This is a genomic window from Serratia sp. X10, from assembly GCF_017811775.1.
In the GTDB taxonomy this organism is placed as follows: domain Bacteria; phylum Pseudomonadota; class Gammaproteobacteria; order Enterobacterales; family Enterobacteriaceae; genus Serratia; species Serratia ureilytica.
Genome location: NZ_JAEIOH010000004.1, coordinates 217671 through 231178, shown reverse-complemented (window position 1 = coordinate 231178; position 13508 = coordinate 217671). Strand labels below are relative to the sequence as shown.

The 13508-nt window shown below is 48.4% G+C and carries 13 protein-coding genes; 7 read left to right on the top strand and 6 right to left on the bottom strand.

From position 1 onward, the window contains the following. Window positions 1-40 precede the first annotated feature (40 nt). The 6 genes from J9788_RS15375 to J9788_RS15350 all read right to left on the bottom strand — a co-directional run bounded on the left by J9788_RS15375 (window position 41) and on the right by J9788_RS15350 (window position 4340). Window positions 41-490 (bottom strand): IrmA family protein, encoded by a 450-nt coding sequence (locus J9788_RS15375; RefSeq protein ID WP_182265204.1) that lies wholly within the window; start codon window positions 488-490, stop codon window positions 41-43. Further along, complete coding sequence (locus tag J9788_RS15370) at window positions 487-939, bottom strand: YfjS/YafY family lipoprotein (protein WP_182265203.1); 453 nt, start codon at window positions 937-939, stop codon at window positions 487-489. Before J9788_RS15370 ends, J9788_RS15375 begins: the two co-directional genes overlap by 4 nt. 36 nt (window positions 940-975) lie before the next feature. Then, entirely contained in the window at window positions 976-1545 is a 570-nt protein-coding gene (locus tag J9788_RS15365; RefSeq protein ID WP_064324656.1) for a hypothetical protein, read from the bottom strand. A 17-nt stretch (window positions 1546-1562) separates the two neighbouring features. After that, on the bottom strand, window positions 1563-2249 hold the full coding sequence (locus tag J9788_RS15360; protein WP_182265202.1) for a WYL domain-containing protein: 687 nt from the start codon (window positions 2247-2249) through the stop codon (window positions 1563-1565). Window positions 2250-2449: 200 nt separating this feature from the next. Beyond that, window positions 2450-3325, bottom strand: coding sequence for a GTPase family protein (locus J9788_RS15355; RefSeq protein WP_182265201.1), 876 nt, complete (start codon window positions 3323-3325; stop codon window positions 2450-2452). Window positions 3326-3425: 100 nt separating this feature from the next. After that, window positions 3426-4340, bottom strand: a complete 915-nt coding sequence (locus tag J9788_RS15350; RefSeq protein WP_224750896.1) for a hypothetical protein — start codon at window positions 4338-4340, stop codon at window positions 3426-3428. A gap of 500 nt (window positions 4341-4840) precedes the next feature. Here J9788_RS15350 and J9788_RS15345 point away from each other — a divergent pair, with 500 nt between their 5' ends. From J9788_RS15345 to J9788_RS15315, 7 genes are all read left to right on the top strand, one after another. Then, the gene (locus tag J9788_RS15345; protein ID WP_182265200.1) at window positions 4841-5047 is read left to right on the top strand and encodes an AlpA family transcriptional regulator; all 207 of its coding nucleotides are present in this window, start codon (window positions 4841-4843) and stop codon (window positions 5045-5047) included. 95 nt (window positions 5048-5142) lie between these two features. After that, window positions 5143-5736, top strand: coding sequence for a hypothetical protein (locus J9788_RS15340; RefSeq protein ID WP_098067411.1), 594 nt, complete (start codon window positions 5143-5145; stop codon window positions 5734-5736). A 196-nt stretch (window positions 5737-5932) separates the two neighbouring features. Beyond that, a complete protein-coding gene (locus tag J9788_RS15335; protein WP_182265199.1) occupies window positions 5933-6505 on the top strand; it encodes an inovirus-type Gp2 protein in 573 nt (190 codons plus the stop codon). 140 nt (window positions 6506-6645) lie between these two features. Continuing rightward, on the top strand, window positions 6646-7032 hold the full coding sequence (locus J9788_RS15330) for a putative zinc ribbon protein (protein WP_182265198.1): 387 nt from the start codon (window positions 6646-6648) through the stop codon (window positions 7030-7032). 221 nt (window positions 7033-7253) lie between these two features. Beyond that, window positions 7254-10103 carry an SNF2-related protein gene (locus tag J9788_RS15325; protein WP_182265197.1) on the top strand — a complete coding sequence of 950 codons (2850 nt, stop codon included), beginning with the start codon at window positions 7254-7256 and terminating at the stop codon, window positions 10101-10103. Window positions 10104-10128: 25 nt separating this feature from the next. After that, window positions 10129-11109 (top strand): AAA family ATPase, encoded by a 981-nt coding sequence (locus J9788_RS15320; RefSeq protein WP_137048505.1) that lies wholly within the window; start codon window positions 10129-10131, stop codon window positions 11107-11109. A 9-nt stretch (window positions 11110-11118) separates the two neighbouring features. Beyond that, window positions 11119-13506 (top strand): S8 family peptidase, encoded by a 2388-nt coding sequence (locus tag J9788_RS15315; RefSeq protein ID WP_182265196.1) that lies wholly within the window; start codon window positions 11119-11121, stop codon window positions 13504-13506. Window positions 13507-13508 lie beyond the last annotated feature (2 nt).

Genomic DNA, 13508 nt, shown 5'->3' with positions numbered 1-13508 from the left:
CATTAGCGACAGGGGCTGAATCAAACAGATGGCAAATCGGCTAAGATGCCTTACCACCGACAACCGTGACTTGTACAGGTCGGTAGTACTGTGGGTCGAAAACGGAAAGTGGCAGGTCAATCTGGTAACCATTACGCTCTTCTGTTGCCTTCATGATTTCGACAGAGCTAACGTTTTCCACGCATTCGTTCTCCAGCGAGGCTTCCTGAGAGCGAGTGGCATCGCTGTCGCCAAATGCAGCCACTGCCATATTCCCCATGGCCAGCGTGTTCCCCCCTTTATCTTTCAGACGCAGGGAAAGTGTCAAAGGCCCGAATCCTTCACCACTTCCGCCGTTGTCCAGGCGAAACTGCCAGACGCAGACATTGCCTGGCACCCAGACCATGTCTGTGTTGCGGATACTGATGTAACGCTGTTCTTCGGCCTGAGCCGGTGACAGCAGAAAAAGGCTCAGAGCGAAAACTGAGATAACGCCTTTCAGCTTCTTCATGGATTTTTCTCCTGATTCTCCGGCAGATAGAGTTTTCCCATTTCCTTGCCATCGTGCGAATACACCACCGATTTTTCTCCCGTATAGCTGTCGGTTTCAATTCTGAAGCTCAGAGTGATATTGTCCGCAAGGCACAGGGCTGCCATCAGTGGCTGCACCGTTTTCTGCTGCATATCAGCAATGTAGTAATAATTGCCTGACTCACATCCTTCCGGTGACTGGCGGGTTTTAATCACCGTATATTGCGGTGTACCGAAGGCATCCTTTTTTACCCATTCCTGGGCAATATCGGATTTATGCGAGACAACCTTGCTGAATGGTGGTGGAGTCAGGTCTTTAAACCTGGCTATCGCTTTCACGCCAGCATCTTCCTTGCTGTCGCAGCCAGAGGCAATCATTGCACCGATAACTGTCAGAACGGCAAGCACAGGTGGATACAATTTCTTCATGGTGCAGATTCCTTATTATTCGTCCGTTCCGTTGCTTCAGCAGTTGCCAGTTCGTCGGCACAACTCAGCCAGACTCTGTTGGGCTACCCACTGCTGCAATTTCTGCTCTGAGGCAGAACGCTTCGCCGCCAGGGCAGCCTGCTGCTGTTTGTTGACACAGTTTTCCGGAAATGCAGCAAGCACCTGCTTGCTGTGAGGTTCATTAACCAGCTCCAACTGATACTGGGTGTCGATGATAGTGAAGTAACACCCTTTCCCCTGGTCTTCACCCTGATAGACCGATGTCAGGTCGGAATAATAACCGCTGGCAGGTTTCAGATTCAGCTTGCGCACGGTATGTGTTTTCTTGTCGGCGAGAAAATAAGCACCACCACCACGCTGACGCAGCAGGAATTGCCTGGTCCAGGGATAATTGCCAATCACACTGGCCTGATAGAGCGTATTGTTTAGCGTGTCGTTATCCATGCCATCGGCCGATTTCCAGCCATCCGCCTGCATGTACTGCCAGAATTTGACGGTACCCACGACAGTTTCGGCAGACGCCGGAAAGGTAGCGCCAGCGCAGAGACTGACGGCCAGTGCCGTTGTGGTCAGTAATTTCTTCATCATGATTCCTTATGAGGTTAAAGACCGTCGCCAGTTCTGGCGAGCAGTGAGTGAAAAACGTGAAAATGGGGGAGGGCTCTGAGTAATTCCGGTTCGGCGAGAACGTTACGAATCTGAAGGTCGGGCACGAACAGTTCCGGGTGCAAGGTAACCGCATGGATATCTTTCAGCGGAAACACTGCCACGCGATGATGATGCTCTCCAGTCAGATACCAATGCCCGCCGCAGAGTACGAGGCGGTATGGTGCAAGCCCTGAGCAACGACAACCTTCAGCCAGCAGCGTCACGCGACGATGCTCTGATATGGCCCTGACAAGGCATGTAAATATGCCTGCCCTGGGCGGCGACAATGACTCCGATTCTGCCCATATGAGGCACGGAGACTCACCGGGCCCACTCAGCAGTGAGCTGACCATGTGGTTATCCATGTCAGGAAACAAGGCCTCCACACCTGACTGACGAGCAAAAGTCAGCACCGCCAGTTCGCGCTGATGGCTACCTGAAAGCAGACGACAGGTGCCGTCGCGATATTCCAGGTCCAGGTACATCAGTCGCTCACGAAAATCGCGGCGGAGGGTACGGAGCGATACACCAAACTCTGCGGCAAGAAGACCCATATCCAGTGTTTCGCCAGCAACAAGGCGGCTGATAATGAGGGACAGCCGAACCGCCAGCCGCTCATGGCGACGCTCAGTCTGGGACATTAGATTTTCTCCATCCTGTTAACAGGCTGAAAATTAAGTGATTAGTGTAACGAAGGGGTCGGACAGGGTATGGACATGGGAAGGCGTATTTTTTCAGTATGTGGATTTCAGCCATGATGCGGCTTTGCGCCTAATCGATGGGTTGGTTGCTCATTAATTGAGCGCAGCAAGGACAGGGAGTGTCCGCCATAAGCGGTTTGTCAGAAGAAAATCCAGTCCCAGACGGCACGGGCAACAGTCACCACTGCTTCCCGTACGGTTCGAATCACAGCCCTTACAGGCTCTGGCAGAAAAGATGATGACTCCACAGTGCCAATCATTTCATCAACTGCATGGCCAAAGCGCTCACGTGCCTGCTTTTTTACCGGCTCGGTGCAGAGCCTTCCATGCAGTTGTGTTGTCAGTGGACTAGTGGCCCGGTCAGGCAGGCTATGCATCATAGTATCGACAAGGGTTTCCACGCCCCACCCTGTGCGGGCTGACACCACACAGACAGGATGGTGCGGCAGGAACAACTGCTGCATCGCGATTCTCTTAGTCTCAATCGTTAACTGCTGAGCAGGTGAAGGCGTGCTATCGGTGGTACACCATTCATGACAGGGTTCGGCCTTGTCGACCTGATTAACCACGAACAAAACCCGGTACTGATACGCCAGCATCACCTTGCGATAGAAGTGTTCATCCACTGACAGTGCCCGATCATCAGCCTTGATGACCCATAACACTAAATCCAGTTCGGGTAGGATGCGGCGATACAGTGCAGTGTATTCTTCATCGCGTTGCTCGCTTTCCCCCACACCAGGTAAATCAACAATCATCAGGCTGTGATTGCCATTGCGGAGCCTGAAGCGCAGCACATCGCGGGTGCAGGCCTCCACATCGCTGACCGACGTGACCTCTCCCTGGAACAGGGCATTGCAGAGAGACGATTTGCCTGCCCCACTTTTGCCCATAATGCCAATAACCGGCTCGTACTGTGTGAGACTACGAAGGCGTTTAAGAATTAGACTGCGAAGAGTATGGGGCAGTGAAGCCAGAGGCTTCTCAATGGCCAGAAGGCCGTCAGATTTTTGCATAAGGAGATCTCAGCGCGAAAAATAAAAAGACCCGCGATCCGGTAAAGGATGCGGGGGATTCACGAGGATAATATCTATCTGAAATTATTTGGAGTGAATGCTATTTATCTTCTGCATATCTGGCATCGTGCCAGGCATTCATAATGATAACTTCCAGCTCTTCGTTAATTTTTCGACCATTTTTCTTTGCCAGCATATCGAGCTTTTCTTTAATGTCCTTCTGGACATAAGTGTTAATCACTTTTTTGTCAGCAATGTTTTCCCGGAACAAATTCTGGTTGTATGTTTTTTTCATCCGTTGAATCATCAGACGCCGAGTGTCAGGGTGAGCAGGCCAGGAATACAATACTGCCGTGAGAAAAGTAATCACTTGTTGTTGTCTGATTTCCGTCATAAATGAAGGCATGTAATCGGGTTTGATATGCTCCATAACATATTTAAAAGCCCATGCACATTGTTTATGGTTTTTAAGGTCAATCCATTTAAATGGTTCTGGTAACTCTCGATTTCGCTGAATCCAGATATTTTTTAATGATGAGAGTGTTTTGATCTTAAAGAATAAATCGACATCCCAGCTATCAAAACAGGTGTAGAGTACTGAAAGGGCATCCTTATACGTTTCCGGAATAACAGGCAATAAGTTATGCTGAATGACCGGAGGCCGTTCACGGTAAAAATCAACCTCTAGTGGATTAATTTCCTTAGGGCCCATGGTTGAAAGTATATTCCATGCAAAATAAGCGGAGCTATAGTCCTTTATCCATTCAAAATTTGTCTCCGGGATGATGCTGGAAAATAATCCATTTTTCATTTCCCGTACGAACTTATTGTACTCATGAGTGTTTTTAAATTCATTATTAAGGTCTCTCAGGATCATATCCATAACCTCCTGATTTTTATAATCAGTTATGAGGATTAGCGGAGTGCGCTCCCGGTATCCTTCGATGTTTTTCTTCATGTATTCGATATAAAACCGGCACGCTCTTTCTGTTCTGTCCGTCAGCTGTTCTTTCATAATTACATTTCATTGATTTTAAAGTGGGTATCACTACGTAGGTTAATGCGTGTGTAATGCGTAGTCAAATGCGTTGCTTTTTGCGTCGATATATGCGTAATAAAAAGTGTAGTGAATGTTATGTTTTATGTAATGCGTAGTGATGCGGAATTAGCTGGTTTTCGATGTAAAACAAGAGGATAAGCTGCTCACTGACCTTCGGGAAAGTAAGAAGGGCTTTTTCAAAGGACAGGTAGTCAGGTGACTATAAGCCCATGAAGACAAAAGAGGAAGGATGACGGTTGCCTGAGCGATTGATGTCTGCAACAGATGAGGTAACAGAAGAATGTAAGACAGTCATGCACATGAGCGCTTCGAAATACATCTCAGAACCGGTTGACCCCTAGAGGTCAACATAACCCGCTTTTTTTTACGTATCTCCCCATGGGTATGCCCCGGAGCAGTGACCGCAATTAAATATCACTAATCCGGCTGACCTTTCTTAACCGGAGATACAAATCATGACTACCCGCTCCTCACTGACCGAAGACCAGTTCGTTGACATGGCATTTATCACCAGTCTGCTGCAAATGACAGATAAGTGGATTTATAAGCTCATTAAGGATGGAGTCTTTCCCAAACCCATCAAGCTGGGCCGAAGCTCCCGATGGTTAAAAAGCGAAGTCGAAAACTGGCTACAGGAACGAATCGATCAGTCCCGTAAATAACCTCCCACCAGACTAAACCCTCAGCATAATAATGACTATCCGGTTGCTCCGGAGGTTTTCTGCTGTCTGTCATTTAAGCCAGAAGGAATATGAACATGAAAGATTACAAGCCTCGTTACGAAGAACTTTATAAATGTTACCAGACCTGGCTGACCGATTTTACGAAGCTGACGGTCAGATCGGGTATGTGCCACCAGAATATATATCATCACCATACCCTGACGGTTGGTAGCCTTAAGTTTCCGGGAGAGGAAGAGGTTATTGCTGTTGTTCCCCAGTGTCTGCACCGGATTATTTATGGCAGAGCAGCAGCCCCACTGACTGTTAATGATGACCTGATCGTCAGTTTATTTACCCAGGAGCATCTGCTGGCTCACCATCCCATGCTGGAGGGGATTTTGCTGTCTGAGTGCGTGCGTTTAAAACAACGCCCTCTGGCAAATAAGCTCATCAGTTTGTTCCGCCAGTTCAGCGGTAGCGAGCTGCGTCTGAAGCTGGTCTGGCTTTGCTGGTACGATTTGATGCTGGGTAATTGCCTTGATGACTGGACCGACAACCTCAGGTTCAAAAAAGACAAAGAGATGGATATCTGGATCAATAACCGGCAGGCGGAAAACCCTGCGCTGACCAGCCTGATGGACGAGTACGTCTGCTTTGCGTGGCGAACGACAGCTGAACCACTGCGTTAGGCTTCATCCATAGTCCTGCAAGGGATTTGAGGGTTATTGGGGAGTGAAAATTAATTTAGGTTAATTAATATAATTAATAGGCACTCCCTTTTTACAACCATCCTCTTAATCCATGCATTTCCCCAGCCATGGCTCTTCCTGAAGGCCAGGTGCATTCCATTGACTGGCCCTCGCCAGCACTAAAGAAACTCATCCTATGCAAAACAAACAACGATGGGAGCCAGACTGGTTTCTACAGTCACTCCTGAACAACCATATCGACAAACTGGTAGAGCGCTATTCCTGCCTGCGGGCATTCCGAACAGATCTGTTTTACCAGGATCATACCGCTAAGTATTTCCTGCAGGATCACCAGCAGCTCGAATGGGATATCCGAAAGCTGATGAACCATATGATGCAACTCGAAGAGGTGGTCGGTTTCTTTTGGGTTATCGAATGGACTGAAGATCACCACTACCACGCTCACGTTGTCTTCTGGCTGGATGGCTGTAAAACCCAGAACACATATCCCTGGGCTCAACAAGCAGGTTTGCACTGGAGTGATATCACTGAGCGGGAAGGCTGGTATCACCGATGTGAGTTTAAAGAGCATTACACGGCCAATATCAATATTCCGGTGCGTTACAGCGATCCGGGCAGTATCGCCAATATCCGGCAGGTGCTGGCGTATATGGCCAAAGTTCAACAAAAGCAGGGGCTGCCGTTGTTTGGTTGCAATGAGGTCCCTGAGCGACCAGCAACCGGACGACCACGCAAGACTGGCTTCTGAGTCAGTCTGTTTTTTACGTCAGCAATTCATAGTGTGACAACCACTCCGCAGTTCCCCTTTCAATCCCCTTAATCCATTCAATCGCATGGCGTCTGTTTGCCCTTCAAGGACGGCTTACACCTGCCTGCAGGAACATGACTATGTTTGCTAAATCCTTTATTGCTCTCGACGGTAACGATCGCCTGACCGGAGCTCGTACTGCGCAGACAGCGCCTTACGATCGCTATACCTGCCATCTGTGCAACAGCACAATGCAATACCATCCTGAATACGACACCGAACGCCCGTGGTTCGAACACACCGAAACGGGTCTCACCAGCAATGGTCGACAGCATTGTCCCTATGCCAATCCGGATGCGGGTGAAATGCACCTTGTTAGACGCCTGCAACTCATCCACTGCAATGCCGCTCCCAGGGCCAGTAAAGCCGATTGGCACTGCTCACAATGTGCGATCGATTACTATGGTGAACGCTATTGTCTGACCTGTAGCACCGGAGACTTCAGCCAACCAACAGATGCAGCATGATGAAAATATAGAAATACTTTATCACCACCAACGGGATCATTACATCAACGTTGGGCATGCCGCCAGTACAGAAGTCAGTGTCTGGAACTGCACACAATGTTGATGTGGTCTAATTCTGCACGCAGGCTCACAGCAGGAACAACGCAATAGCTAGAACTCTTGTACTCGTGAAAGTAAAATAAGATATCTATCTTATCCCGTCCTATCTGAATGGTATAAAAATGTATTCAAATCATCAGCGTCTCTATCTGGCACAGTGGTTAACGTTAAGCGGCAAAGCCGAGGACTCACTTACACAGACCATCGCCAGCGCGCGGGTTGATATGAACCCCCATCAGGTAGAAGCAGCGATGTTTGCACTAGCGTCTCCTTTATCTAGTGGCGTTATCCTAGCCGATGAGGTCGGGCTGGGGAAAACCATTGAAGCCAGCCTGATTTTGGCGCAAAAGTGGGCAGAACGACGCCGGAAATTATTGCTTATTGCTCCAGCCACGCTGCGTAAGCAGTGGAGTCAGGAACTTGAAGAGAAATTTTCATTACCTTCGCGGATTATCGAAGCAAAAAGCTTCAATCAAATGATCAAAGAGGGATGTGGTAATCCATTTGACATTGAAAACGCAACTGGGGAGGCTGCGATATGTATTTGTTCATACGAATTCGCTTCCCGTAAAGAACATGAATTGGCCCGTATCCCATGGGATCTGGTCGTCATGGATGAAGCCCATAAACTGCGAAATATCTACAAGAGCGATGGCGCTAAAACGGCCAAAAAACTCAGTAGTGCACTATCTGGCAGGAAAAAAATTCTGCTCTCCGCTACGCCGCTTCAAAATAGTATCCTTGAGCTTTATGGTCTGGTTTCCGTTATTGACCCACATTTCTTCGGCGATTTGGCTTCGTTTAAGGCCCGTTATTCTCGGCAGAATATTGACGATGCAGAATTAGCGTTATTAAGGGTACGTCTGAATAAGATCTGTAACCGTACGCTTCGCCGACAGGTTCAGCAGGAAGGTGGTATCAGTTTTACCCGCCGTCATTCAATAACCGAAGATTTTCGCCCGACGGATGAAGAAGAAGCTCTCTATAAACAGGTTTCCTCTTATTTGCAGCAAGACGATCTACTGGCAATCAAAAGTGGTGCACGTCATCTAGTAACATTAGTCATTCGCAAAATTCTGGCCTCATCGTCCACTGCGATTCAGGGAACGCTGGAGACTATGATTCATCGTCTAGAAAATAAAATGCCGGTCTTAGATGCCCTGACTGATTATGAAAATTATGATGATTACAGTGATGAAGAAGGTATCGAGGATGAAGATACCATCGATCCTCGGGCTCTACAGGCAGAAATCGATCAGTTAAAAAGTTATAAAACGCTAGCGGCATCTATAACTAAAAACGCCAAGGCGGAGGCATTGTTAAGCGTTCTTAGTCGGGCTTTCAAATTCACAGTAGAACTGGGTGGATTGCGTAAAGCGGTCATTTTTACCGAGTCCGTGCGCACCCAAACCTGGCTAGCGCAACTGCTTTCAGACAATGGGTATGAAGGCGAAGTCGTGTTGCTCAACGGCAGTAACAGCGATGCGGCGTCTCGCAAGATTTATAGTGACTGGTTGGAGAAGCATCAAAACTCTGGCCGAGTTTCCGGTTCGCGTACGGCGGACATGAAGGCGGCGCTGGTCGAAAAATTTAGGGACGAAGGCACTCTGATGATATGTACCGAGGCCGGTGCAGAAGGTATCAACCTTCAGTTCTGCTCTTTGTTAATCAATTATGACTTACCTTGGAACCCGCAGCGGGTTGAGCAACGTATCGGGCGTGTTCACCGTTACGGACAAAAGCACGATGTTGTAGTGGTCAATTTCATTAATAAAGGCAACCGGGCCGATCAGCGTGTCTTTGAACTATTGAGCCAGAAGTTCCAGCTTTTTGAAGGCGTGTTTGGTGCATCCGATGATATTCTGGGATCGATAGAGTCGGGCGTTGATATTGAACGGCGTATCCATGAGATTTACCAGCACTGCCGCTCCGACGAGCAAATAGAACAGGAGTTTAATCAGCTCCAGGATGAACTCAAAGAGCAGCTGGAAAACCGGGAAAATGAAACCCGGCGTTCATTATTTGAACATTTCGATGTAGATGTCGTCCGAAATTTAAAAACTCGACGCACAACGACCCTCGCACAGTTAAACGTTTATCAGGAAAATCTGCTGCTGCTAGCGGAAATGTTTCTAAGTGACAATAGCGATTTCCAGCACTCTGAAACTGGTTTTCGTTCCTCGGGAAAGTATTATGACGTTAGCTGGCCTGTTGCGGATGAAAAGGATGCAGAATTTTTCCGACCTAATCAGGGATACGGAAAGCAACTGATTGATGAGGCCCTACATGAGGGAAAAGACCTTTCCACATTGCCAGTTTGTCAGAAACTCCATTTCATCTACCAACCCAAGGCAGGACAATTGGCTGATGTAAAATTGCTTTGCCAACAATCAGGGCAGTTGTTACTAGCAAAAGTCAGTATCGGAAATCAAGAACAACAACGAGAGCAGCTACTTGTCGCTGCCGTAACGGAAAATGGTGAGGTAGTGGCGGAAGAAACCGCATCCCGTCTGCTTCGCTTACCGTTGTCAGAGGTAACATCAATCGAAGAACAGCCTGTGTTACCCACTTTAACCGCACAATGTGAGGTTTTACGGAATTCTTTTATCCAGCAGGTCGAACGTGATAACGAACTTTATTACAATGAAGAAGTAGAAAAACTTGAACGCTGGTCAGAAGATCGTCGCATCGCGCTGGATCTACGCATCAAACAGTTAGATGCAGAAATTAAAGAAGCGCGTAAAACCGCCCGCCAACTTCCTTCGCTGAAAGAGAAGATGGAAGCTAAACGCTCGCTAAAGGCACTAGAACGCGAGCGGGACAACATCATGTTGCAGTATCATGATGAAAAGAAAAAAATTGAGCAGGAAGAAGACCGCCTGCTGGAAGAGGTTGAACAAAAGCTGGCGACAGAGATAACGTCCAGCCAATTATTTGCGGTGAGCTGGGCATTGAATTCACCTTCCGCATGAAGTGTTGTTGTTTCAGGAGTCAATAATGGCTAACGGTAAAGTATTAAGACAGTTGATAAAAGCGGGCGCGACTGGCGACACTGCTACGTTCCGTCGCGTTTCAGAAGCCATTATTGATGAGGAACGTCAGAAACAGCACCATCTTCTGGCTAACGATCTGGAGCATATTCTTTATGGCGATCACATTGTTCAGGCTTCGCGTTCAACTACGTTGCCTCCGGCACCGGTAGACAAAGAAAGGGGGCTGCCACTGTTGGATCTACGGCAGCCGCAGCGCAGCCTCGATGAAATGATCCTTCCAGCTACCAGTGCTACAGTGATCGATGAGCTCCTTGAAGAGCACCGGCGTAGCGATGTATTGCATAGCTATGGGATGAAAGCAGCCAGTAAAATCATGTTTTTCGGGCCACCAGGCTGCGGTAAAACGCTGGCAGCGGAGGTCATTGCCTTTGAGCTGGACATGCCGCTGGCAATTGTCCGCCTTGATGTACTGGTATCCTCATTTCTGGGTGAAACAGCCGCCAATCTGCGTAAAATTTTTGATTTTATTGCCCAACATCCGCTGGTGGTCTTGTTCGATGAATTTGATGCAATAGGTAAAGAACGCGGCGACAGCGGAGAACACGGCGAATTACGCAGGGTCGTCAATGCTGTACTGCAAATGATGGATGCTTATCAGGGCAAAAGTCTAATTCTGGCGGCCACCAACCATGAACATATTTTGGACAGCGCCATTTGGCGTCGTTTCGATGAAGTGATTGAATTTCCTCTGCCAGATCAGACACAGTTACGCGAGTTGCTGGCGTTAAAGCTACGCGGCATTCGCCGACAGTTTGAACTGGACGATAATGAGTTGTTATCCTTGCTTCATGGCAAAAGTGGTGCAGATATCGAACGCATCGTTCGCCGAGCCACTAAACACATGATCCTGCGTCATCAGGAATTCCTGACGCTGAAAGATTTAAAAAACGCGATGCAGCGAGAGAACGCCAGAACTCACCGATAAGGGACTGCCATGACGGCGAATTATCAGCATCTAAATATTTCCAAAGCCCCTCTTCAGAATGACCGACGGACCCGCAGAGTCAATATGCCTCGTATTCGCAGAGGCGATTTACGTCAGCATGGGCAAATGTTATTGAACCAGCTCCAGACTCTGCGCCCGATGCTGACACAGGTACCAGGCAGCGCCGCTGATGGTCGATATATACTCAAGCTGAACTACAGCGGCACGATGAATTTTTCGGCATTGATACATCATGGCGTAGAGTTTGTTAGTCAGGAAAATAAACAAGTTTGCGTAGTCTTTAGTGACGAGCAAGGGCTGGCTACATTTGCAAAACATCTGTCATCCCTCGGTCTACGTAATACAGAACTAACCTACAAACAGATCCTGGAGGCGCTTGACGGTATTGAGGGCTGGTCGGCGGAAGATCGCAAAAGCTGGGCTCTTCGGCGTTATGGTTTTCCTGTAGCGGAACGCTTTAAACTGGATGTGGAGCTCTGGCCTATCGAAGTTGCGCATCATCCCAAACGTATCGATCTGTATACCCGTTTTGAGCACTGGTTACAGGAGCAGGATATTTCCAGGCAGGATAAAGTCAATCTGGACAGCCTGTTAATGTACCGGGTCGAGGTTTCACTCGCGCAAGCGGAACACCTATTAGCTCATCGGGACGTTAGGTTTATTGATTTGCCACCGTCTAGTGGCATTAGCTATCAACAAATTAACCGGGAAATCAATACACTTCCAGCTCGCCTGAGCTCGCCAGCGGAAAATGCGACCAGGATATGTATTCTGGATAGTGGTATTAATACCAACCATCCTTTGTTAAGCGCTGCCATTGCTGAAAGCGCCAGCTTTATTCCCGATCAAGATGCGTTTGATGAACAGGGGCATGGCACTGCCGTTGCCAGTATTGCGCTGTATGGTGATGTTGAGGCTTGTAACCAGAGCAATTTCTGGCAGCCTCAACTATGGCTGTATAATGGAAAAGTCCTGAACGAGCAGGCTGAATTTAATGCCGAAACTATTGAAGCTACGCTTGCAGCTGCTGTTGCATATTTTACCGATCTCGGCTGCCGCATTTTCAACCTGTCATTGGGAAACGCTAATGCTCCCTACGACGGCAAACATATCCGCGGTATAGCGTATTTATTAGATACGTTGTCAAGACAGTACAATGTACTCTTTGTCGTTTCTGCAGGGAATTTTGCAGGTAGTGATGAACCACCTGTGCCGCAAAATAGCTGGCGGGATGAGTATCCTGATTACCTACTTCATGAGGCAAGCGTTATCATCGATCCAGCTCCTGCACTCAATGTACTGACAGTGGGCAGCATCGCCAGGCATAACGCAACGCACGATGCACAACGAAGACCTGAGGATATTCAGCATCTCTGCCCGGCAACAGAAAATCAACCTTCACCGTTTACCCGACATGGTCCATCAATAAAAGGGGCATTTAAACCCGACGTTATGGCACACGGTGGCAGTGTCGCTTCCAATGTGCGGCAAGGGCAATGGCAGGCGCATATGCGTGGTTTGGGTGTATTAAGTTGCCATCACCAGTTTCAGGGCGCTACCTTGTTTAAGGAGCTCAGCGGTACCAGCTTCGCCGCACCGTATATTACGCATCTGGCAGGACGCCTGTTAAACGAATACCCGGATATGTCCGCCAGTATGTTACGGGCAATGCTGGTTAATCATGCATCTGTCCCTCAGGCGATGACGCAGGCTTTCCCGCAGGCGATGCGAGAAAGTTATAAAAACGCACCTACAACGAGAAACCGCGAGATAGAACGTGAGGTAACGGGTTACGGCATCATCGATGAAGATGCTTTATACCGCTCTTCAGAATATGTGGTGGTCATGCGATGTGAAGAGCAGATAGAAAATAACGCCCATCAGTTTTTTGAACTGCCCTTCCCGGCTTCTTTTTTAAGATCGCAGCGATCAACCCGTGAAATCCGCGTGACACTGGCTTACTCACCTGCTGTACGTACAACCCGGATGGATTATACCGCCACAAGGATCAGTTTCCGGCTGGTTAAAGGCCGCTCTCTTGACGAAGTACAGGCCAGTTTTAATCACCAGACACAGAGTGAAACGGAAACCCGCTCCGATGATGCCCAAACTAACCGTGTTGTATCAGCCCAACAGCGGGAACGCGGTACGGTACAATCTTCGGTTTGGACTTTCCGCCAGCGTCACCCAGATGAAAAATGGTTTATCGTTGTAACCCGTCAAGACAGAGATTGGGGCGAAGCATTCAGCAGCGAGCAGGAACCTTACGCACTGGTAGTGACCGCGACCGATCGCGATAATGAACATGCACAGCTTTATACACAAATTCAGGCGCAGATCCGTGAACAGGAACGCGCGCGAGCACGTATTGGATAAAA

Excerpts from the sequence above, each read along its gene's own strand:
- J9788_RS15340 (WP_098067411.1), top strand. The coding sequence starts at position 5,143 with ATGAAAGATTACAAGCCTCGTTACGAAGAACTTTATAAATGTTACCAG.
- J9788_RS15360 (WP_182265202.1), bottom strand. The coding sequence starts at position 2,249 with ATGTCCCAGACTGAGCGTCGCCATGAGCGGCTGGCGGTTCGGCTGTCC.
- J9788_RS15370 (WP_182265203.1), bottom strand. The coding sequence starts at position 939 with ATGAAGAAATTGTATCCACCTGTGCTTGCCGTTCTGACAGTTATCGGT.
- J9788_RS15320 (WP_137048505.1), top strand. The coding sequence starts at position 10,129 with ATGGCTAACGGTAAAGTATTAAGACAGTTGATAAAAGCGGGCGCGACT.
- J9788_RS15325 (WP_182265197.1), top strand. The coding sequence starts at position 7,254 with ATGTATTCAAATCATCAGCGTCTCTATCTGGCACAGTGGTTAACGTTA.
- J9788_RS15335 (WP_182265199.1), top strand. The coding sequence starts at position 5,933 with ATGCAAAACAAACAACGATGGGAGCCAGACTGGTTTCTACAGTCACTC.
- J9788_RS15375 (WP_182265204.1), bottom strand. The coding sequence starts at position 490 with ATGAAGAAGCTGAAAGGCGTTATCTCAGTTTTCGCTCTGAGCCTTTTT.
- J9788_RS15345 (WP_182265200.1), top strand. The coding sequence starts at position 4,841 with ATGACTACCCGCTCCTCACTGACCGAAGACCAGTTCGTTGACATGGCA.
- J9788_RS15355 (WP_182265201.1), bottom strand. The coding sequence starts at position 3,325 with ATGCAAAAATCTGACGGCCTTCTGGCCATTGAGAAGCCTCTGGCTTCA.
- J9788_RS15350 (WP_224750896.1), bottom strand. The coding sequence starts at position 4,340 with ATGAAAGAACAGCTGACGGACAGAACAGAAAGAGCGTGCCGGTTTTAT.
- J9788_RS15365 (WP_064324656.1), bottom strand. The coding sequence starts at position 1,545 with ATGAAGAAATTACTGACCACAACGGCACTGGCCGTCAGTCTCTGCGCT.
- J9788_RS15315 (WP_182265196.1), top strand. The coding sequence starts at position 11,119 with ATGACGGCGAATTATCAGCATCTAAATATTTCCAAAGCCCCTCTTCAG.
- J9788_RS15330 (WP_182265198.1), top strand. The coding sequence starts at position 6,646 with ATGTTTGCTAAATCCTTTATTGCTCTCGACGGTAACGATCGCCTGACC.